This is a genomic window from Pseudomonas izuensis (assembly GCF_002356535.2).
GTDB classification, from domain to species: domain Bacteria; phylum Pseudomonadota; class Gammaproteobacteria; order Pseudomonadales; family Pseudomonadaceae; genus Aquipseudomonas; species Aquipseudomonas izuensis.
This window is the reverse complement of sequence record NZ_AP017423.2, coordinates 1,812,744-1,833,633: the sequence shown is the minus strand read 5'-3', so window position 1 is coordinate 1,833,633 and position 20,890 is coordinate 1,812,744. Positions and strand designations below refer to the sequence as shown.

16 protein-coding genes are annotated in these 20,890 nt (G+C 60.0%); 14 read left to right on the top strand and 2 right to left on the bottom strand.

Annotated elements, in window-relative coordinates; all coding sequences use genetic code 11:
• Nucleotides 1-2 precede the first annotated feature (2 nt).
• On the bottom strand, nucleotides 3-7,562 hold the full coding sequence (locus tag LAB08_RS08285) for a type I polyketide synthase (protein WP_096512681.1): 7,560 nt from the start codon (nucleotides 7,560-7,562) through the stop codon (nucleotides 3-5).
• A 325-nt stretch (nucleotides 7,563-7,887) separates the two neighbouring features.
• On the opposite strand from LAB08_RS08285, the gene LAB08_RS08280 reads away from it, so the two are divergent.
• On the top strand, nucleotides 7,888-9,453 hold the full coding sequence (locus LAB08_RS08280; RefSeq protein ID WP_096512682.1) for a methyl-accepting chemotaxis protein: 1,566 nt from the start codon (nucleotides 7,888-7,890) through the stop codon (nucleotides 9,451-9,453).
• A 263-nt stretch (nucleotides 9,454-9,716) separates the two neighbouring features.
• On the opposite strand, the gene LAB08_RS08275 is transcribed toward LAB08_RS08280, so the two are convergent.
• Complete coding sequence (locus LAB08_RS08275; RefSeq protein ID WP_096512683.1) at nucleotides 9,717-10,394, bottom strand: alpha/beta family hydrolase; 678 nt, start codon at nucleotides 10,392-10,394, stop codon at nucleotides 9,717-9,719.
• Nucleotides 10,395-10,485: 91 nt separating this feature from the next.
• On the opposite strand from LAB08_RS08275, the gene ccoN (LAB08_RS08270) reads away from it, so the two are divergent.
• The 13 genes from ccoN (LAB08_RS08270) (at nucleotide 10,486) to LAB08_RS08210 (ending at nucleotide 20,882) form a co-directional block, all read left to right on the top strand.
• On the top strand, nucleotides 10,486-11,910 hold the full coding sequence (ccoN, locus tag LAB08_RS08270; RefSeq protein ID WP_096512684.1) for a cytochrome-c oxidase, cbb3-type subunit I: 1,425 nt from the start codon (nucleotides 10,486-10,488) through the stop codon (nucleotides 11,908-11,910).
• A 10-nt stretch (nucleotides 11,911-11,920) separates the two neighbouring features.
• Entirely contained in the window at nucleotides 11,921-12,529 is a 609-nt protein-coding gene (ccoO, locus tag LAB08_RS08265) for a cytochrome-c oxidase, cbb3-type subunit II (protein ID WP_096512685.1), read from the top strand.
• A gap of 3 nt (nucleotides 12,530-12,532) precedes the next feature.
• Nucleotides 12,533-12,730 (top strand): cbb3-type cytochrome oxidase subunit 3, encoded by a 198-nt coding sequence (locus LAB08_RS08260; protein WP_096512686.1) that lies wholly within the window; start codon nucleotides 12,533-12,535, stop codon nucleotides 12,728-12,730.
• The gene (gene ccoP, locus LAB08_RS08255) at nucleotides 12,727-13,680 is read left to right on the top strand and encodes a cytochrome-c oxidase, cbb3-type subunit III (protein ID WP_096512687.1); all 954 of its coding nucleotides are present in this window, start codon (nucleotides 12,727-12,729) and stop codon (nucleotides 13,678-13,680) included. Before LAB08_RS08260 ends, ccoP (LAB08_RS08255) begins: the two co-directional genes overlap by 4 nt.
• A 482-nt stretch (nucleotides 13,681-14,162) precedes the next feature.
• Nucleotides 14,163-15,605, top strand: a complete 1,443-nt coding sequence (gene ccoN / locus LAB08_RS08250; protein ID WP_096512688.1) for a cytochrome-c oxidase, cbb3-type subunit I — start codon at nucleotides 14,163-14,165, stop codon at nucleotides 15,603-15,605.
• Entirely contained in the window at nucleotides 15,605-16,213 is a 609-nt protein-coding gene (gene ccoO / locus LAB08_RS08245; protein WP_010456412.1) for a cytochrome-c oxidase, cbb3-type subunit II, read from the top strand. The genes ccoN (LAB08_RS08250) and ccoO (LAB08_RS08245) overlap by 1 nt, the downstream gene beginning before the upstream one ends.
• A gap of 5 nt (nucleotides 16,214-16,218) precedes the next feature.
• Nucleotides 16,219-16,404: a CcoQ/FixQ family Cbb3-type cytochrome c oxidase assembly chaperone gene (locus LAB08_RS08240; protein WP_003175465.1), complete on the top strand. Its 186-nt coding sequence runs from the start codon at nucleotides 16,219-16,221 to the stop codon at nucleotides 16,402-16,404.
• A complete protein-coding gene (gene ccoP / locus LAB08_RS08235; protein WP_096512689.1) occupies nucleotides 16,401-17,384 on the top strand; it encodes a cytochrome-c oxidase, cbb3-type subunit III in 984 nt (327 codons plus the stop codon). Before LAB08_RS08240 ends, ccoP (LAB08_RS08235) begins: the two co-directional genes overlap by 4 nt.
• Nucleotides 17,385-17,612: 228 nt before the next feature.
• On the top strand, nucleotides 17,613-17,852 hold the full coding sequence (locus LAB08_RS08230; protein WP_096512690.1) for a hypothetical protein: 240 nt from the start codon (nucleotides 17,613-17,615) through the stop codon (nucleotides 17,850-17,852).
• 192 nt (nucleotides 17,853-18,044) lie between these two features.
• Nucleotides 18,045-18,299 carry a type II toxin-antitoxin system Phd/YefM family antitoxin gene (locus LAB08_RS08225; protein ID WP_059404729.1) on the top strand — a complete coding sequence of 85 codons (255 nt, stop codon included), beginning with the start codon at nucleotides 18,045-18,047 and terminating at the stop codon, nucleotides 18,297-18,299.
• On the top strand, nucleotides 18,299-18,709 hold the full coding sequence (locus LAB08_RS08220; RefSeq protein ID WP_096512691.1) for a type II toxin-antitoxin system VapC family toxin: 411 nt from the start codon (nucleotides 18,299-18,301) through the stop codon (nucleotides 18,707-18,709). Before LAB08_RS08225 ends, LAB08_RS08220 begins: the two co-directional genes overlap by 1 nt.
• Before the next feature lie 206 nt (nucleotides 18,710-18,915).
• Nucleotides 18,916-20,331, top strand: a complete 1,416-nt coding sequence (gene ccoG / locus LAB08_RS08215) for a cytochrome c oxidase accessory protein CcoG (RefSeq protein WP_096515506.1) — start codon at nucleotides 18,916-18,918, stop codon at nucleotides 20,329-20,331.
• A gap of 11 nt (nucleotides 20,332-20,342) precedes the next feature.
• Nucleotides 20,343-20,882, top strand: coding sequence for a FixH family protein (locus LAB08_RS08210; RefSeq protein ID WP_096512692.1), 540 nt, complete (start codon nucleotides 20,343-20,345; stop codon nucleotides 20,880-20,882).
• Nucleotides 20,883-20,890: the final 8 nt, after the last annotated feature.

The following is a 20,890-nucleotide window of genomic DNA, read 5'->3' as shown; positions in this document are numbered from 1 at the left end:
GATCAATCAATCAAACGTGAGGGTTTTGAAACCCGGGTGTCGAGCCCGTCGTTCATCGCAATATCGCCAGCGCTAATGTCGACCCCATGACGGGAAAGCGTATCGCTCGCCAGCGATTGCTGCGCATTTCCCGCATCCGGTTGCCCATCGCTCTCCTGATTGCCGCGCAGGAGTTCAAGGATTCGAACGGTAATCTTATCGATGCTTGATGCTTCGCTCAGCGCCATGACCGGTAGACGAACACCGAATCGTTCCTCGACGGCCACCACCAGCTCGACGCTCATCAGCGAGTCCAGGCCCAATTCTTGAAGCGGTCGCGTGACGTCCAGCTTGCTGGTTGGCAAACGCAGGATTTCGCTGATTTCCTGCTTGAGCATTTCACTGAACAGCTCGATCAGCTCGGGGTCATCCATTTCTGCCAGCAGTCGCTGGATATCGTCGACATCGCTTTCTTCGTCCTGCTCACCCCCGTGCAACCTGGCCAGTTCACTGAACTTGGGCGAACCGGCAGCCGGCAGGAATCGCGACAGCGCTTTCCAGTCCAGCTCCAGCACGCCCAGCCCCGAACGTCGTTGCAGCAGCAGGCGCTCAAGGGTCTGCAGGGCTGCTTGCGACTGCAAGGCAGCACCACCCATGCGGCTTTGCAGGGCGTCTTTGATGTCCTGGTTGCGCGCCAGGAAACCTGCATCGTCAATGGCCCCCCAGAGCACGCTGGTAGCCGGCAGCCCCAACGCCAGGCGATGACGCGCCAGCGCTTCGAGCCAATGGTTGGCGGCGACGTAGTTGGCCTGACCCGGGTTGCCGAACAAGGTCGTGGCCGAAGAGAACAGCACGAAGAAGTCCAGCGGCAGATGCGCCGTCAATTCATGCAGGTATTGCGCGCCTTTGGCCTTGGGCTCCAGAACGCGTTGCAGTTGTTCGCGGGTCAGATTTCGGATCAAGCCGTCGTCGAACACCGTTGCCGCATGCACCACGCCACGTAATGGCCGGGCGCTTGCTTCAATACGCGTCATGACCGACGCCAACTGCGCCGCGTCGGTGATGTCGCAGGCCAGCGCCTGAACCTCGATGCCCTGCTCGCGCCACAGTGTCAGCAGGGGTTGCGCTTCTTCAGTCGCGGCACCGCGACGGCCGAGCAGAACCAGGTGGCGGGCACCTTTCTCTACCAGCCATTGCGCACTGCGCAGACCGAAACCGCTGAGCCCGCCGGTGACCAGGTAAGTGGCGTTCGCCTCCAGCATCAACACCTGCGAGCGCGAGACCGATGCACTGACCGTCTCCCGGATTGGCGTGCGATACGTCACGACGACCTTGCCGATCTGCCTGGCCTGTTGCATGTAGCGGAACGCTTCAACGACTTCATTGGCATCGAAGGCGCGATAGGGCAATGGGGCCAGGATGCCTTCGCGGAACAACGCCATCATTTCGCTGAACAGCCGACGGGTCAGCTGCGGGCGTTCGCTCATGAGCTGGTCGGCGTCGATGCCGAAATAGCTGATGTTGTTGCGGAACGGGCGCAGGCCGATTTTGGTGTTCTGGTAAAAGTCGCGCTTGCCCAGTTCGAGGAAACGACCAAACGGCTTGAGTACCCGCAGGTTGCGATTGATCGCCTCCCCCGCCAGGGAATTGAGTACCACGTCCACGCCGCGGCCATCGGTGATCGCCAGGATGTCATCGGCGAACGCCAGCGAACGCGAGTCGAAGATATGCTCGACGCCCATCAGGCGCAGGAAATCGCGTTTCTCATCGCTGCCTGCCGTGGCGTAGATATCGGCACCGCACCATTTGGCAATCTGGATTGCGGCAATACCGACGCCGCCCGCTGCACCGTGAATCAGGATCTTCTCACCCGGTTCAAGCCGCGCCAGGTGATGCACGGCGTAATAGACCGTGAAGAACGTACTCGGAATGGTCGCCGCCGCCTCGAAAGACATGCCTTCAGGAATGCGCGCCACCGCGTTGGCGTTGGTGACCAGGCGATTGGCGAAGCTCGACGGACCAAAGCCGACGACACGATCGCCCGGCTGGAAATCGCCTTCAACCGACGAGCCCTTGCCACGCACCACACCGGCAAACTCGAAGCCCAGGGTCGGACCTGAAAAACCGTTTTCGATCGCTTCATCCGACAGCAGACCCAACGCGTACATGACATCGCGGAAGTTCAGACCGGTGGCCTGAACCTCGATGTCCAGTTCATCGTCAGCCGGAACGAGCGGTGCTCGTGTTTCCCAGCGCAGATTGCGCAACTGCCCCGGCAAGTCGAAGCCGAGCCTGACCTGCGCCGGCGCATCCAGCGACACCGGACGTGGCAACTCGTCGGGCTGGACCCGCAACCTTGCGACGTATCGATCGCCAGCCGCGCTGACCACCAATTCGGTTTCTTCATCAGCATTGAGCAATGCCGGCACCAGCGCCTCGACACCGGCCCCCGTCGCCAGATCGAGCAGACGGACACGGCAGCCGACCGCTTCATTCGCCAAGGTCCGGCCGAAACCCCACAAGGCCGCATCGGCAATACCGTGCACCGTCGTTTCCCCACGGGCGCCTTGTGGCAGCAAATGGACGGCGGCGCCTGAAGTCACCAGCCAGCAATCCGCAGCGACGCCGGCCGACTCACAGGCTTGCGTGATGTCTGCGGCGAGCATGCAGCGCTCAGCCTGCGCATCCAGCCCTTGGCGTGCGAACAACCCGGCCAGCATCACAATGTGTTGGGGCGCAACGGGGCGTTCACGCAGCTGTTGCGCCAGCACCGATGCCGAGCCCGGTTCAAGCAGGGCAACCTCTTGGCCTTGCTCGCGCAACAGTGAAGCCAGTGCCTGGGTCAATGGTCCTTCCGGACCTTGCCCGTCGGCAATCAGCAACCAGCTCTGAGACGGATGCCCGGCGGCCGTCGCGTGGGGCTTTGCGCAGTCCTCGGTGGCCACCAACAGATAGCTCCCGGACGCCGAGTCCGGAATGAACTCCAGAGGCTCGGAGACTTTCAGGCCATGACGCTGCAGTTCCTGTTGCCAGAATCCCGGTGCCTGTTGCACCGACAGGGCCTGTTGCCCCTGCGGGGCCAGCCACCAGGAAGGCTCGGCGCCGAAGGTGAAATCAGCCCATCGTGCCGGGTGTTGTGCCAGCAGCAGCAACTCACCGTTCGCGCACAACCGTGCGGCGCCATGCTGCAAGCCCTGGCTGATGGCGTCCAGCGACGCCAGATCGGTGGCGACGAGGACCAAATCGAAGCGGTTCGCCGGCGTCGGTGCAATGTGTTCGGACGCCTCCAGACCCCGTATCTGCAGATCCGGGAAGTCCGCCTGGAGCATCGACAGCGTTTCAATGTTTTGCGCAACGTATTGATAATCGACCCGGTCAAAATCCAGGCCGACACACAACTCCGTCGCCAGAGGTGCACCCTCGAAACCGAGCTCAAGAATACGCAGGCGTTGCCCGTCCGGCAGAGCGTCCAACCGCTGGGCGATGTGTTCTCGCAGGCCGCCCAGCAACGCGTGGTGACCGCTGGCACCGAGGACCATGCGGGTCAATACGGCGGGCGTGGTTTCCCGCGGCAGCAGTTGCGCCAGACTCACCTGACCACTGATCAGCTCTGGCAAGTGCATGCCGATCCGGCCGACCGAATGAATGATCTGGAAGTGTTCGGGATAACCGCTGAACAGTGCCTGCCAGATGTCTTGCGCACGGGCTCGTTCGCCCTGATCGACAAGCTGCCAGCGCTTGTCGCCGACCGCGACCAGGCTGCCGTCCTCCAGCGCTTGCCGGAGCAAATGCTCAAGATAGCGACCAGCCTCACCGTCAGCGTGTTGCTGCAGAGTCAGCTCACCGCCGAGCTTTTCGATGGCTTCCAGCAGGAAACTGCCACACAGACCGTCCAGCAATGGGTCGATTTCATCGGCATAACGGGCTTGCACGGGATCATCCGCGAGAGCGCAAAGGTGCTGACGAAGTTGCGCCTCCAGCCGTGAAGCCGGCAATGGCACTGTGCGTTGACGGGCAGGATAGGGTTTGGCCACCCCGACAAAATCCACCAGCTTGATGTCGCCACTGCGATCCTTGTGCAGGCGCACACCACGGAAACGAGCATCCTTGATGCAGATGACCGCGCGGCCATGGACGTCGTACAGGGTGAAATCCGCCAGCAACGAATGCTCCGAGCGCCGCACCAGTTTCACCTGAGCCAGGCAAGGGGGCAGACTGCCGGCAGCGAAGGTGATGCGCCCCAGTTTCACCGGGATAAAGGCCAGGTCTTGACGACGACCGACGTCCTCGCGCAGCAGTTGAGTGATCAATTGGAAAGCACTGTCCAGCAAGGCCGGGTGCACATTCAGCGTTGCGAGTTCAGTCTCGATCGGCGCCGGGATCGTCAACCGCGCCAACACCTGGTTGCCCTCGATCCAGCCGGCCTCGACCGCTTGATAAGCCGGACCGTAATTGAGCCCGACCGCACAGGTCAGCGCCAGGTGTTCTGCCGAGGTGAAATCGGGGGCGCGCGCAGGCAAAACCGGTGCGGTGCAAGCCAACAGCCCGCCGTGTGCTTCGCCCGGAAGCCTGGCGACCACATGCTGCACCCACGGCTCAGCTTGGGCTGTACTGCGCGACACAATGGAAACGCCGCCATCGGTGCTGTCGATCATCACCCGGACTTTTTTACTGAAATCCGCATGGAGCAAGAGCGGGCTATGAATTTCCAGCTCTTCGATTTCTACGAATTCACCGGGTTGATACTGCAAGGCAGCGGCCAGCACGACTTCAGTGAAACCGGCTCCCGGGAACAACACCGAGTCGCCCACCCGGTGGTCGCCCAGTGACGGAAACAGTTGCGTATCGAGGCGATTGTCCCAGGTGAACTCATGCTCGGGCAGCGGGTAACCCAGCAGCGGATGGACGCGGTTGCGGCTCAGGTTGCCGGAAGACTCGGGCGTGTCGACATGCCAGTGACGCTCGCGTTGCCAGGCGTAGTTGGGTAGCTGCACGAACCGGCCGGTGTGGGGAAACAGGCATTGCAGATCGATGTCGACGCCGGCAATCAGCACTTTAGCCAGCGTGCGATCGATCAGCTGTGGACTTTCTTCACCGCGCAGCACCGTCGGGATAACAACGCCTTCAAGCGCCTGGCTGGCCAGCGCATCGGCCACATAGGCACGCAGGATCGGGTGTGGCCCGACTTCCACGAAGACGTTGTAGCCCTGCCTGGCGAGCGCTTCACTCGCCGACTGGAACAACACCGGATACCGAATGTTTTTCCACCAGTATTCAGCGTCCAGATGCTCACCGGCCAGCACGTCACCGGCCACGGTCGAATACATCGGAATACGGGCAGGCCCCGGGACGACATCGCTCAATACGTCGATGACTTGATCGGCAATCACCTCCATGGCTGGCGAGTGGAACGCATAATCGAGCGCCAGGCGACGGACGAACACCTGACGCTCGGTCAACGCCTGCTCCAGAACGTCCAGCGCAGGTACCGGACCGGCGACGGTTGCGCCTTTGAAACTGTTCTCACCCGCGACCACCAGCTCGCCGTCCAGGCCGAGCGTTCGCAACAGGCTCAGCGTGTCGGCACCCGACAAACCGACTGCCGTCATCTTGCCACAGCCCTTGGTCAAGCCTTGCAGGCGACTGCGATGGTAGATCACACGTGTGGCATCGCTCAGCGTCAGGGCACCGCATGCCCAGGCGGCAGCGACTTCACCGACGCTGTGGCCAATGACGGCCACCGGCACCACGCCTTTTTCGGCCAGCATGCGGGTGACACCCACTTGCAAGGCAAACAGTGCAGGTTGCGCGAATTCAGTCAGATGATAACGGTCATCACCCTGCTCGCCCGCCAGTTCGCCAATCAATGAATAACCGGACAGCGGTTGGAAAATGGCGTCCACCTCGGCAACCGCCTGATGGAAAATCGGGTCGGCCAGTAATGACTTGCCCATGCCCTGCCACTGCGATCCATTGCCGGAGAAGACGAACACCGGTCCGCTTGCCTGATCCAGGGCACGGCCGCTTTCCAGCACCGTCGACAACGCCGGAACGCCCGGCTCAGTGGCGAAGTCCAACAGTGCCTGGGCACTCCCCAGGGCTTGTGCGCCAAACACCACGACCCGTTGCGGGTGCAACTCGCGTCGAAAGATCGACTGGTAGGCCACGTCGTAAAGGTCGGCCGACTCTGGCCCGGACAAAAATTGCGCGAGTTGTTCGGACTGAGCCGCAAGCGCTGCGCTGTCCTTGGCAGTGACCATCAGCGGCACCGTCTGCCCTTGCCGGCTCGGCGCTTGCGGCACAGGTGGCGGACTTTCCAGGATGACGTGGGCGTTGGCCCCGCCAAAACCAAAGGAGTTGACCCCGACCACCAGTTTCCCATCGGCTTTGAGCGCCTGGGTTTCGGTGACCACACTGAGGTTGAGGTCAGCGAACGGAATGTTTGGATTGAGTTTCTTGATACCGATGGTGGCCGGTACCTTGCGTTCGACCACGCAGTACAACGCTTTCATCAAACCGGCAACACCCGAGGCGGCTTCCAGGTGCCCGATGTTGCTTTTGATCGAACCGATCAGCAGTGGCTTATCCACAGGGCGCTGCTGCCCCAGTGCCTCACCGATGGCCCGGCTTTCGATCGGATCGCCCACTGGCGTGCCCGTACCGTGAGCTTCCAGGTAGTCGATGTCCGCCGCATCGATGCCGGCGACGTCATAGGCCTGCTTCATCAGGGCAATCTGCGCCGTCGCGCTCGGGACGGTCAGACTCGACTTTCGCCCATCCGTATTGGCTGCGCTGCCGGCAACGACGGCCAGGATCTGGTTACCGTCCTGGATCGCCTTGTCGTAATCCTTCAGGTAGAACAGCCCCGCGCCTTCAGACCGGACATAGCCATCGGCGGATTCATCGAACACATGGCATTGCCCCGTACGCGACAACATGGATGCCTTGGCAAAGATCAGAAAACCGAACGGGTGAAGATGCAGGCTGACACCACCGGTAATCGCCTGCTCTATATCGCCGTTCTGAATGGCCTGGCAAGCCTGGTGAAAGGCAATCAGGGAAGAAGAGCACGCCGTGTCGATGGCCATGCTCGGACCTTGCAGGTCATAAAAGAAAGATAACCGGTTGGCGGCGATACTGAAGGTATTACCGGTAGCGGTTGCGCCATCGACCGTCGACATGTCATGCGCCAGGCGATACCCATAGTCGACACTGGCAATCCCCAGGTAAACACCGCAATCGCTGCCACGCAGGCTCGACGGCTTGACGCCGGCGTTCTCGAACACTTCCCAGCCAAGTTCCAGCAACAGACGCTGCTGAGGGTCCATGACCGCCGCTTCACGAGGAGAAATATTGAAGAACCCGGCATCGAACGTCGAAATATCGCCCAGGGAACCGGCAGCAAACGTATAGGACGTCGCAGGGTTTGCCTTGTCCGGGTGCAGGAACTCGTCCTTGGACCAACGGGAAAAATCCGCTTGGGTAATAAAGCTCTGTCGATCCAGCAGGTGCGGCCAAAAAGTTGCAGTTGTAGAGCCTGGAAAACGGAACGACGTCCCTATAATTGCAACTTTCTTACGCATTACGACTAGCCCTTTTTATACCCGGCCCCTTTGAAGAAGGCCGAACAACAATCAAATTCCATTAATGTAAATGCTGGTAAACCGGCGACACCCTGGGTGTTATTTACTTCTTCCTACCTGACCGAAGATAACGCCCTACGCAAAATAGCGGCGAATCATACGCGCCGAGTCCATCAAGGGGAACCTGAAAAGTTCAACCGCCGGGCAGGAAAATTCCTTCAGTTCACGCTCCCGATTTGAGACATACGTCAGGCTTTCGAAAAAATACTCAACAAATACACGACCCGGCCGACAACCTTTGAAAGCCTTGCGGATAAAACATGCCATGCGTAACAACCAGCCAATTACACAACGCGAACGGACCTTCCCGGCTCAGCAACGGTTGATTTCCACCACCGATTCCAAGGGCATGATCACCTACTGCAACGATGCCTTCGTCGAGATCAGCGGGTTTTCTCGTGAGGAACTGATCCGTGCGCCGCATAACCTGGTGCGTCATCCCGACGTTCCTTCTGCGGTGTTCGCACATATGTGGGGCACACTGAAACAAGGCTTGCCATGGATGGGTATTGTCAAGAATCGCTGCAAGAGCGGTGATCATTACTGGGTTAACGCCTACGTGACACCGGTCTTCGAAGGCAATCAGGTGATCGGTTACGAGTCGGTGCGGGTCAAACCCACCGCCGAACAGATCCGCCGCGCCGAAGCGCTCTACCAACGCATCAACCAGGGCAAGTCGGCCGTTCCTACTACCGATAAATGGCTGCCGGTCCTTCAGGATTGGCTACCGTTCATTCTGGTCAGCCAGTTGAGCTTCACTATCGGCGCCTCGCTCAACTCCCACTGGGGTTTCGCCCTGGCCGCCGGCCTTTCGGTGCCGCTGGGCCTGATGGGCCTGAGCTGGCAGCAACGCGGGATCAAGCGCCTGTTGCGACTGGCCGAGCAGACCACGTCCGACCCCTTGATCGCGCAGATGTACACCGACAGCCGCGGCGCCCAGGCGCGCCTGGAGATGTCGATTCTCAGTCAGGAAGCACGCCTGAAAACCTGCCTGACCCGTCTGCAGGACACCGCCGAGCACCTGACCGACCAAGCGAAACAGTCCGATGCCTTGGCGCATAACAGTTCCAGCGGCCTGGAACGCCAACGGGTGGAGACCGAGCAAGTGGCCACCGCCGTCAACCAGATGGCGGCCACCACTCAGGAAGTCGCCAGTCATGTACAGCGCACGGCCGATGCGACGCAGGAAGCCAATCGCCTGACCGGCCGCGGTCGTGACATTGCCGGGGAAACCCGCGAAGCCATTCAGCGCCTGTCGGCCGCGGTCGGGGAAACCGGCCTGACCGTGACCCAACTGGCCAAGGACAGCAATGAGATTGGTGGCGTGGTCGACGTGATCAAGGGCATTGCCGACCAGACCAACCTGCTGGCGCTCAACGCCGCCATCGAAGCGGCCCGTGCCGGCGAAATGGGTCGTGGCTTTGCGGTGGTGGCGGATGAAGTCCGGCAACTGGCGCAACGCACCAGCGAATCCACCGGGCAGATTCACGCCCTGATCGCCAAGCTGCAACAGACCGCCGGCACCGCGGTGCAAACCATGGAAGCCGGACATCGCCAGGCCGAAGAGGGTGTGGCTCGGGTACTGGAAGCGGATCAGGCACTGGTGGGGATCAGCGAAGCGGTGGCCAACATCACCGACATGACCACCCAGATCGCTGCGGCGACTGAAGAGCAAAGTGCCGTGGCCGAAGAAATCAGCCGCAACATCAGCAACATCTCGCACCTGGCCGACCAGACCTCGGAACAGGCGCAGAACTCGGCGCTGCTGAGTGAAGAGCTGACCAAAACGGCCAATACCCAGTATTCGTTGGTGGAGCGGTTTAACCGCTGATTGATGCTGCGAACAAAAAACCCGGATGGTGGAAGCCTCCGGGTTTTTTATTGTCAGTCTGAAGGTGATGTTGCCTGTTCGGGCCTCATCGCTGGCAAGCCAGCTCCCACAGGGTTTTGTATTGTTCACAAAGTCCGAATCACACCACAGATCACTGTGGGAGCTGGCTTGCCAGCGATGTGTTCACAAAGTCCGAATCACACCACAGATCACTGTGGGAGCTGGCTTGCCAGCGATGAGGCCATCACTGCCGGCAAAAAAACTCACTGAAGAAATGCAGCCACTCTCTGCGCCGCAGCCGTCAAATGCTGTTCATGGCTAAACCCCGAAGCCTTCAACGGCTTCAAATCATGATCCCCCGCCACCAGCCAAAACACCTCGATGTTCGGTGACAGGTCGTATCCCTCGACCGCCTCACGATTGCCCAACGCATCCCGCTCCCCCTGCACGATCAACGCCCGCGTCTTCAACCCGGCCAAATGCTCGACCCGCGGTTTCTCCGGTTTGCCCACGGCATAAAACGGATAGCCCAGGCACACCAGCGCATCCGCGCCCAGTTCATCCGCGAGCAGACTGGCCATCCGCCCACCCATGGACTTGCCGCCAATAGCCAGTGGCCCGGCGACATGGCGTCGCACCTGGGCATATACCTCACGCCAACACTCCAGCAGCTTCGGCGCCGGATTGGGTGGACGCTTGCCGCCATCGACACGCCGTTGCGCCATGTACGCAAATTCGAAGCGCAGGACGTTGACGCCAAGCGCCGCCAGGCGTGCGGTCATGTCGTTCATCCAGTCGCTGTCCATCGGCGCGCCGGCACCGTGGGCGAGGATCAGCGTGGCCGATGCCGGCGCGGCCGCGGCATTCCACAACCATCCATGTTGCTGCACGCACTGCGCCCATTGATCCCCGTCAATACCGGCCTTGTGCTGTTTGTCCATGCTTGCCTCGCTTTTAGTCTGCCTATAACTCCAGGCGAAGGGGACGTTGCCTTGCACACGCCCGATTCGGCTGAACCGTGGATGGGGAACCATGAACACTTCTATCAGTACCGCCTACAACTACAAGGTGGTCCGCCAATTCGCCATTATGACGGTGGTGTGGGGCATCGTCGGCATGGGGCTCGGGGTTTTTCTCGCCGCCCAGTTGGTCTGGCCCGAACTCAACTTCAATTTGCCGTGGACCAGTTTCGGCCGTTTGCGCCCGCTGCACACCAACGCGGTGATCTTCGCCTTCGGCGGCTGCGCCCTGTTCGCCAGTTCGCTCTACTCGGTACAGCGCACCTGCCAGACACAATTGTTTGCGCCGAAAATCGCCGCGTTCTGCTTCTGGGGCTGGCAGTTGGTGATCCTGCTGGCAGCTATCAGCCTGCCCTTGGGTTACACCAGCTCCAAGGAGTACGCCGAGCTGGAATGGCCGATCGACATCCTGATCACCATCGTCTGGGTCGCCTACGCCATCGTGTTCTTCGGCACGGTGATGAAGCGCAAGACCAAGCACATCTATGTCGGTAACTGGTTCTTCGGCGGGTTCATCATCACCGTCGCCATCCTGCACATCGTCAACAACCTTGAGTTGCCGGTGAGTTTCACCAAGTCCTACTCGCTGTACGCCGGTGCGACCGATGCCATGGTGCAGTGGTGGTACGGCCACAACGCCGTGGGCTTTTTCCTCACTGCGGGCTTCCTTGGCATGATGTATTACTTCGTGCCCAAGCAGGCCGAACGCCCGGTGTATTCCTATCGCCTGTCCATCGTGCATTTCTGGGCGCTGATTACCTTGTACATCTGGGCAGGCCCGCACCACCTGCACTACACCGCGCTGCCGGACTGGGCGCAGTCGCTGGGCATGGTGATGTCGCTGATCCTGCTGGCGCCGAGCTGGGGCGGCATGATCAACGGCATGATGACCTTGTCGGGCGCCTGGCATAAGTTGCGCAGCGATCCGATCCTGCGTTTCCTCGTGGTATCGCTGGCGTTCTACGGCATGTCGACCTTCGAAGGACCGATGATGGCGATCAAGACCGTGAACGCCCTCTCCCACTACACCGACTGGACCATCGGCCACGTACACGCCGGTGCGCTCGGCTGGGTGGCGATGATTTCCATCGGTGCGCTGTATCACATGATCCCGAAAGTCTTCGGTCGTGAGCAGATGCACAGCATCGGCCTGATCAACGCGCACTTCTGGCTCGCCACCATCGGTACCGTTTTGTACATCGCCTCGATGTGGGTCAACGGCATCGCCCAGGGCCTGATGTGGCGCGCGGTGAACGAGGACGGCACGCTGACCTACTCCTTCGTCGAAACCCTGGTGGCCAGCCACCCGGGCTTCGTCGTGCGACTGGTGGGCGGGGCGATCTTCCTCAGCGGCATGCTGCTGATGGCCTACAACACCTGGCGCACCGTGCGGGCCTCGCAGCCTGCCGCCGTCGCCGCTGCAGCGCAGATGGCTTGAGGAGTCCGCCATGAAACACGAAACAATCGAGAAAAACGTCGGCCTGCTGATGCTGTTGATGGTGTTTGCCGTGAGCATCGGCGGCCTGACCCAGATCGTCCCGCTGTTCTTCCAGGACGTGACCAATAAACCGGTGGAAGGCATGAAGCCCTACACCGCATTGCAGCTCGAAGGGCGCGACATCTATATCCGCGAAGGCTGCGTCGGTTGCCACTCGCAGATGATCCGTCCGTTCCGTGCTGAAACCGAACGTTACGGCCACTATTCGGTGGCGGGTGAAAGCGTCTGGGATCACCCGTTCCTCTGGGGCTCCAAACGCACCGGGCCGGATCTGGCACGGGTCGGCGCGCGCTACTCGGATGATTGGCACCGCGCACACTTGTACAACCCGCGCAACGTGGTGCCGGAATCGAAGATGCCTGCCTATCCGTGGTTGGTAGCCAATCAACTCGACAGCAGCCACACCGAAACCAAGCTCAAGGCCATGCGCACCCTGGGCGTGCCTTACACCGACGACGACATCGCCAGCAGTGTCGAGTCGCTCAAGGGCAAGTCTGAAATGGACGCACTGGTTGCTTATCTGCAAGTGCTCGGCACTGCCATCAAGAGCAAGAGGTGAGTCATGGTCTTTGAGTTAAGCACTGGAATGATACGCGGCCTGGGCACGGTCGTGGTGTTCGTGGCCTTCATCGGCCTGACCCTGTGGGTCTTCAGCAGCAAGCGCAGTCCGGAATTCGCCGAAGCACGCCTGCTGCCGTTCGCCGACGAGCCACAAACCGACAACCAAAAAAATGCAGCAACAGGGAGTACCCGGCCATGACCACCTTCTGGAGTACGTGGATCTGCGTACTGACCATCGGCAGCCTGATCGGCCTGACCTGGTTGCTGATCGGCACCCGCCGGGGCGAAACCAAGGGCAGCGTGGACCAGACCATGGGCCACAGCTTCGATGGCATCGAGGAGTACGACAACCCGTTGCCGCAATGGTGGTTCATGTTGTTCGCCGGCACTCTGGTGTTTGCCGTCGGCTACCTGATCCTCTATCCGGGCCTGGGCAACTGGAAAGGTATCCTGCCCGGCTACGACAACGGCTGGACCGGTGTGCACGAATGGGAAAAGGAGATGGACAAGGCTGACGCGAAGTTCGGGCCGATCTTCGCCAAATTCGCCGCCATGCCGGTGGAAGAAGTGGCCAAGGACCCGCAAGCGCTGAAAATGGGTGGCCGCCTGTTCGCCTCCAACTGCTCGGTGTGCCACGGCTCGGATGCCAAGGGCGCGTTCGGTTTCCCCAATTTGACCGACAGCGATTGGCGCTGGGGCGGCAATGCCGAAACCATCAAGACCACCATCATGGGCGGGCGCATGGCGATGATGCCGGCCTGGGGTGAAGTCCTTGGGGAGGCCGGGGTGAAAAACGTGGCAGCTTATGTGCGTCATGGGCTGGCTGGCTTGCCGCTGCCGGCTGATGACACCGCCGACCTGCAAGCCGGGCAGCAAGTGTTCAGTACCACCTGCACAGCCTGTCACGGGGCAAACGGCCAGGGCACCGAAGCCATGGGTGCGCCGAATCTGACGCACCCGACCGCGTTCATCTACGGTTCGAGCCTGGCCCAGCTGCAACAGACCATTCGCCATGGTCGCCAGGGGCATATGCCCGCGCAAAGTGAATTGCTGGGTAACGATAAGGTGCAACTTCTCGCCGCTTATGTGTACAGCCTGTCCCATGGTCTGAATACAGAGCGTTTGCAGGCTGAAGGAAAAACCAAGTAATTCTTGACCGCTCTGCTGCCGCATTCTCCGGGATGCGGCAGTTCCCTTCCCCTTTGCGACTCATTGTCGCACCCTTCGCTATCGCGCCTTTCGGTTCCCCTGATTCGGGTCTAAGCTTCCCCCGATGCGGACTGGCCAGTGCCGGTTCCAGGTCGACCCTGAACGATGTGTTCGACGAATCTGCCCGATGACAGGCCGCAAAGGCTGGTAGATACCGGCTGTCGCGCCAATTGCCTTCGGTCACCCAATCGTTGCGTTTGAACACACCCTGTTACATCCGACCTGACCCCCTCGCCTGATCAGTCTCACGGGACGTTTTGTCCGCGGACAATTTTGACCCTACGCGGCGCATGGAAAGGCCGCAGAATCAGCATTTGAAAGCATTGACCCAGGTCATGGCGCGTTGCAATGACCCCCCGCTTTCTACATACTTGCGGCCGATTTTTAATCCTAATAAAACACCCAAACCGTGGAACCTTAGAATGAGCACAGCAATCAGTCCGACTGCTTATAACTATAAGGTAGTCCGCCAGTTCGCCATCATGACGGTGGTCTGGGGGATCCTTGGCATGGGGCTCGGTGTCTTCATCGCCTCTCAACTGGTCTGGCCGGAATTGAACTTCGGTCTGCCCTGGACGAGCTTTGGACGCCTGCGCCCGTTGCACACAAACCTGGTGATTTTCGCCTTCGGTGGATGTGCACTGTTTGCCACTTCCTATTACGTCGTGCAGCGAACCTGCCAAACGCGACTGATTTCCGACAGTCTCGCGGCCTTCACCTTCTGGGGTTGGCAAGCGGTGATCGTCGGCGCCATCGTTACCTTGCCGCTGGGTTACACCACCACCAAGGAATACGCTGAGCTGGAATGGCCCCTGGCTATTCTGCTGGCCATCGTCTGGGTCACCTACGGTCTGGTGTTCTTCGGCACCATCACCAAGCGCAAGACCAAGCACATTTATGTGGGCAACTGGTTCTACGGCGCCTTCATCGTCGTGACGGCGATGCTGCACATCGTCAACCACGCCTCCCTGCCGGTCAGCTTCTTCAAGTCCTACTCGGCCTACTCGGGTGCGACCGACGCGATGATCCAGTGGTGGTACGGCCACAACGCCGTGGGCTTCTTCCTGACCACCGGTTTCCTGGGGATGATGTACTACTTCGTGCCGAAGCAGGCCGAGCGTCCGATCTACTCCTATCGCCTGTCCATCGTGCACTTCTGGGCGCTGATCACCCTGTACATCTGGGCAGGTCCCCACCACCTGCACTACACCGCGCTGCCGGACTGGGCCCAGTCCCTGGGCATGGCGATGTCGATCATCCTGCTGGCTCCGAGCTGGGGCGGCATGATCAACGGCATGATGACCCTGTCGGGCGCCTGGCATAAGCTGCGCACGGACCCGATCCTGCGCTTCCTGGTGGTCTCCCTGGCGTTCTACGGCATGTCGACCTTCGAAGGCCCGATGATGGCGATCAAGACCGTCAACTCGCTCTCGCACTACACCGACTGGACCATCGGCCACGTACACGCCGGCGCCCTGGGCTGGGTAGCGATGATCTCGATCGGCGCGATCTACCACATGATCCCGAAACTGTTCGGTCGCGCGCAGATGCACAGTATCGGCCTGATCAACACGCACTTCTGGCTCGCCACCATCGGTACCGTTCTGTACATCGCTTCGATGTGGGTCAACGGCATTACCCAAGGCCTGATGTGGCGTGCAATCAACGATGACGGCACCCTCACCTACTCGTTCGTCGAAGCGCTGCAAGCCAGCCACCCTGGCTTCATCGTTCGCGCCCTGGGCGGTGCGTTCTTCGCCACCGGCATGCTGTTCATGGCCTACAACGTTTTCCGCACCGTACGCGCCTCGAACCCGGCAGAAGCTGAAGCCGCCGAACAGATCGTTGTAGTTGGAGCTCACTGATGAAGCATGAAGCAGTCGAGAAGAATATTGGCCTGCTGGCCTTCTTCATGGTCATCGCCGTCAGCGTCGGCGGCCTGACCCAGATCGTTCCGCTGTTTTTCCAGGATGTCACCAACAAGCCGGTCGAGGGCATGAAGCCTCGCACCGCCCTTGAACTGGAAGGCCGGGACATTTATATCGCCAACGGTTGTGTCGGCTGCCACTCGCAGATGATCCGCCCGTTCCGTGCTGAAACCGAACGTTACGGCCACTACTCGGTTGCCGGTGAAAGCGTCTGGGACCACCCGTTCCTGTGGGGTTCCAAGCGTACCGGTCCGGACCTGGCCCGTGTCGGCGGTCGTTACTCCGATGACTGGCAGCGTGCGCACTTGTACAACCCGCGCAACGTCGTGCCCGAGTCGAAAATGCCGGCCTACCCGTTCCTCGTGGAAAACAAGCTCGACGGCAAAGACACTGCGAAGAAAATGGAAGTCTTGCGCACGCTCGGCGTCCCTTACACCGACGAAGACATCGCCGGCGCCAAGGATGCTGTGAAGGGCAAAACCGAAATGGACGCGCTGGTGGCCTATCTGCAAGGCCTGGGCACCATCATCAAAAGCAAACGGTGATCTAGATGGATATCGGGATGATTCGTGGCCTGGGCACTGTCGTTGTGATGGTGGCCTTCATCGGTCTGGCGTTGTGGGTATTCAGCCCCAAGCGCAAGTCGGAGTTTGAAGACGCGACCTTGCTGCCTTTCGCGGATGATCCCGAAGCCATCAAGCACGTCGAGCAAGCTTCTAGGAGTAACAAAGAATGACTACATTCTGGAGTCTGTACGTCACAGTCCTCAGTCTCGGTACGATCTTTTCCCTGACCTGGCTGCTGCTGTCGACCCGCAAGGGCCAGCGCACCGAGGCCACCGAAGAGACGGTTGGGCACTCCTTCGACGGGATCGAGGAGTACGACAACCCGCTGCCGAAATGGTGGTTCATGCTGTTCGTGGGCACCATCATTTTCGCCCTGGGCTACCTGGTGCTGTACCCGGGCCTGGGCAACTGGAAAGGCCTGCTGCCGGGTTATAACTACCTGGATAACGAAAAGCAGACCGCGTTCGCCAACGGCCAGACCGGCTGGACCGGCGTTCACGAGTGGGAAAAGGAAATGGCTCGGTCGGACGCCAAGTTCGGCCCGATCTTCGCCAAGTTCGCTTCCATGCCGATCGAAGAAGTAGCAAAAGACCCGCAAGCCCTGAAGATGGGCGGCCGCCTGTTCGCCTCCAACTGCTCGGTCTGCCACGGTTCCGACGCCAAAGGCGCCTATGGCTTCCCTAACCTGACCGACGCCGATTGGCGCTGGGGCGGCGAGCCGGAAACCATCAAGACCACCATCATGGGCGGCCGTCACGCGGTCATGCCGGCGTGGGCTGAAGTGATCGGCGAGCAAGGCGTTGCGGACGTTGCCGCGTTCGTACTGACCAACCTCGACGGCCGCAAGCTGCCGGAAGGCGCCAAGGCTGATCCAGTTGCCGGGCAGAAACTGTTCGCCGCCAACTGCGTGGCCTGCCACGGTCCGGAAGGCAAAGGCACCCCGGCGATGGGCGCTCCCAACCTGACCCACCCTGCCGCGTTCATCTACGGTTCGAGCTTCGCTCAACTGCAGCAGACCATCCGTTACGGCCGTCAGGGCCAGATGCCTGCGCAAGAGCAAATGCAGGGCAACGACAAGGTTCACCTGCTGGCCGCTTATGTTTACAGCTTGTCTCACGGTGAGAAGGCTGTGGCGGAAAACGCCCAGTAAGGCAAACGCTTGAAGCAACAAAAAACGGCCCCGCCAATGTAATTTGGCGGGGCCGTTTTGTTTGGGGCATGGATACACCTTGGTTTCATAAACCGAAACCTATGTTCGATAGGCCGGCAGATCGGTAAGCGGTAACGTCGACTCGCCTGATGACCCGCAAACGGAATCTGAAACGCAGGTCATTCATGGACAAGGAAGTACTTCATCAATAACCAAGGAATTCATGAAATGCCTGAGCCAAACAACATCGATCCTCATGTTTGCAATGCCGGTGTACCCGAAACGACTGTCGAGGTCGCTCCAGCCGCGGATATCCGGCCAGGAGATACCGATGACGTGCCACTGGAAACCGGTGAAGCCGCGAAGAACTCAAAGCGGCGCGCCTCCTTTGCCGCTCCCGGTCCCGCCACGGATAAAAAGCGCACCTCCGGTGGGCTGGATAGCTTGGGGAAAGGTCGTCTGCCTTAAGCCCCTCCAACCCAACGCAGCGGCAATCCGCTGCGTTCTCATGTTTGCCGTGCACTCCCCTCTCAAAATCTTCTTGAATGAACAGCAATCCTCAAACAAAGACCGGTGATCGAGTACTCACCTTCGAATGTTGCAGGCCCTCAAATCAGGTAGTAACGTTGCTACATTAGAACGTTCAGGAGGTCACTGATGATGGCCATCACCACCATTTCCAGCCGCGAATTCAACCAGGACACAAGTGGTGCCAAAAAAGCCACGCGCCAGGGGCCGGTTTTCATCACCGACCGAGGCAAACCGGCCCATGTACTGCTAAGCATTGAGGATTACCAAAAACTGACCGGCATCAACGCCGACATCGTCGACCTGCTGGTAATGCCTGAAGCGGCAGATATCGAGTTCGAAACCGAGCGTGCCGTGATCACTCATCGCCCCGTGGATTTGTCCTGATGTTTCTACTCGACACCAACGTGATTTCCGAACTGCGCAAACCCCAGGCTGACGCGAACGTTGTCGCCTGGGCCAAAAGCATCATCGCTCCCCGCATGTTTATCTCGGCCATTACCCTGAAAGAACTGGAGACAGGGGTGCTGTGCATGGAGCGCCGCGATCCCGCTCAGGGAAAGGTATTGCGCACTTGGCTCAAACGGCACGTCATACCGGCTTTCGATGCCCGGATCCTGCCGATCGATGCCGCCGTGGCCCTTCGGTGTGCAAGTCTGCACGTTCCGGATCGCACCAACGAAGCAGACGCCTTGATTGCAGCCACTGCGCTGGTTCATGGTCTGACTGTCGTCACCCGCAACGTCGGCGACTTTCAATCCAGCGGTGTTCAGTTGATCAACCCATGGGCTGATTGAGTCCTGACCTCCGTAAAACCGGCCATAATTCACAAGTCAATTGATACAGGTCATTACACGGTCAGTTGATTTCCACCAACGTGACCAAAGGTCGCACCCTTGAGCTAGAGCGACAGGCGTATCATTGAGCCACTGCAACACCCCTTTTTGACCCCGGTCGGCACGTACTGATCGAGGCATTTTTCCACTGCCGTGGGATGCAACCGATGAGCAACCAGATTCCGGTACACGACGTAACCCCGCCTGCCAAAAACGCGAACAACAGCGTCGACCTCTACGCCTCCCGGGAAAAGATCTACACCCGCGCCTTCACCGGTCTGTTCCGCAACCTGCGGATGGCAGGCGGTGCCGTGTTGTTCCTGCTTTATTTCGGTACGGTCTGGCTGAACTGGGGCGGTCACCAGGCCGTCTGGTGGAACCTGCCGGAGCGTAAATTCTTCATCTTCGGCGCAACCTTCTGGCCCCAGGATTTCATCCTCCTGTCCGGCATGCTGATCATCGCCGCGTTCGGTCTGTTCTTCATCACGGTGTACGCAGGCCGGGTGTGGTGTGGCTATACCTGCCCGCAAAGCGTCTGGACCTGGATTTTCATGTGGTGTGAAAAGGTCACCGAAGGCGACCGCAACCAGCGCATCAAGCTCGACAAGGCGCCGATGAGCGCCAACAAATTCCTGCGCAAATTCAGCAAGCACGCGATGTGGCTGCTGATCGGCTTCGTGACCGGCATGACCTTCGTCGGCTACTTCTCGCCGATCCGTGAATTGACCATCGATTTCTTCACCGGCGAGGCCGATGGCTGGTCGTATTTCTGGGTCGGCTTCTTCACCCTCGCCACCTACGGCAACGCCGGCTGGCTGCGCGAACAGGTGTGCATCTACATGTGCCCGTATGCGCGCTTCCAGAGCGTGATGTTCGACAAGGACACCCTGATCGTGTCCTACGACCCACGCCGTGGCGAAGGCCGTGGCCCGCGTAAAAAAGGTATCGACTACAAGGCCCAGGGCCTGGGTGACTGCATCGACTGCACCATGTGCGTCCAGGTCTGCCCGACCGGCATCGACATCCGTGACGGCCTGCAAATCGAATGCATCGGCTGCGCCGCCTGCATCGATGCCTGCGACGCGATCATGGACAAGATGGAGTATCCGCGCGGCCTGATCAGCTACACCACCGAACACAACCTGTCCGGGCAGAAAACCCATAAACTGCGCCCGCGCCTGATCGGCTATGCCGTGGTGCTGCTGGCCATGATCAGCCTGTTGGTGACCGCCTTCTTCATGCGCTCGCTGGTGGGTTTCGACGTCAGCAAGGACCGCGTGCTGTACCGCGAAAACGCCGAAGGGCGGATCGAAAACGTCTACAGCCTGAAGATCATGAACAAGGACCAGCGCGACCACACCTACGTACTGGAGGCCACCGGTCTGCCGGACCTCAAGCTGCAAGGCCGGCGCGAGATCAAGGTCGCAGCCGGCGATATCATCAGCCAGCCGGCCGAACTGTCCGTGGCCCCGGAACACCTGCCATCGAGCACCAACGAGGTGAAATTCATCCTCAAGGATGCCGATGACGCCAGCATTCATGTTGAAGCCAAGAGCCGGTTCATCGGCCCACAAAATCGTTGAGAGAAGTGATCATGCCCGCAACAAACGCCGCAAGCCCCTGGTACAAGCACCTCTGGCCATGGATCATCATCGGGATTCTGGCCTGCTCGGTGACCCTGACCTTGTCCATGGTGACCATCGCGGTGAATAACCCGGACAACCTGGTCAATGACAACTACTACGAGGCCGGCAAAGGCATCAACCGCTCCCTGGACCGTGAACTGCTGGCGCAGACCCTGCTGATGCGCGCCAGCGTTCACCTGGATGATGTGACCGGTGAAGTCGACCTGCGCCTGAGTGGCAACAGTCAGCCAAAGACCCTTGAGCTGAACCTGATTTCGCCCACTCAACCGGAAAAGGACCGCAAGATCCTCCTGACCCGCAGTGAAACCGGACAGGGGCGCTACATCGGCCAGTTGAGCGACAAGATCGAAGGCCGTCGCTTTATCGAATTACTGGGTAGCCAGGACGACCACATATGGCGCATGTTCGAAGAAGAACTGGTCAGCCATGACAAGGACCTGCTGCTCGGTGATGAGCCGTTGCAGGGGGCGGAAGACCTGAAGAAATAAACGTCGCG

Coding starts and splice junctions, on each gene's coding strand:
- LAB08_RS08285 (WP_096512681.1), bottom strand. CDS start 7,562: ATGCGTAAGAAAGTTGCAATTATAGGGACGTCGTTCCGTTTTCCAGGC.
- LAB08_RS08280 (WP_096512682.1), top strand. CDS start 7,888: ATGCGTAACAACCAGCCAATTACACAACGCGAACGGACCTTCCCGGCT.
- LAB08_RS08275 (WP_096512683.1), bottom strand. CDS start 10,394: ATGGACAAACAGCACAAGGCCGGTATTGACGGGGATCAATGGGCGCAG.
- ccoN (WP_096512684.1), top strand. CDS start 10,486: ATGAACACTTCTATCAGTACCGCCTACAACTACAAGGTGGTCCGCCAA.
- ccoO (WP_096512685.1), top strand. CDS start 11,921: ATGAAACACGAAACAATCGAGAAAAACGTCGGCCTGCTGATGCTGTTG.
- LAB08_RS08260 (WP_096512686.1), top strand. CDS start 12,533: ATGGTCTTTGAGTTAAGCACTGGAATGATACGCGGCCTGGGCACGGTC.
- ccoP (WP_096512687.1), top strand. CDS start 12,727: ATGACCACCTTCTGGAGTACGTGGATCTGCGTACTGACCATCGGCAGC.
- ccoN (WP_096512688.1), top strand. CDS start 14,163: ATGAGCACAGCAATCAGTCCGACTGCTTATAACTATAAGGTAGTCCGC.
- ccoO (WP_010456412.1), top strand. CDS start 15,605: ATGAAGCATGAAGCAGTCGAGAAGAATATTGGCCTGCTGGCCTTCTTC.
- LAB08_RS08240 (WP_003175465.1), top strand. CDS start 16,219: ATGGATATCGGGATGATTCGTGGCCTGGGCACTGTCGTTGTGATGGTG.
- ccoP (WP_096512689.1), top strand. CDS start 16,401: ATGACTACATTCTGGAGTCTGTACGTCACAGTCCTCAGTCTCGGTACG.
- LAB08_RS08230 (WP_096512690.1), top strand. CDS start 17,613: ATGCCTGAGCCAAACAACATCGATCCTCATGTTTGCAATGCCGGTGTA.
- LAB08_RS08225 (WP_059404729.1), top strand. CDS start 18,045: ATGGCCATCACCACCATTTCCAGCCGCGAATTCAACCAGGACACAAGT.
- LAB08_RS08220 (WP_096512691.1), top strand. CDS start 18,299: ATGTTTCTACTCGACACCAACGTGATTTCCGAACTGCGCAAACCCCAG.
- ccoG (WP_096515506.1), top strand. CDS start 18,916: ATGAGCAACCAGATTCCGGTACACGACGTAACCCCGCCTGCCAAAAAC.
- LAB08_RS08210 (WP_096512692.1), top strand. CDS start 20,343: ATGCCCGCAACAAACGCCGCAAGCCCCTGGTACAAGCACCTCTGGCCA.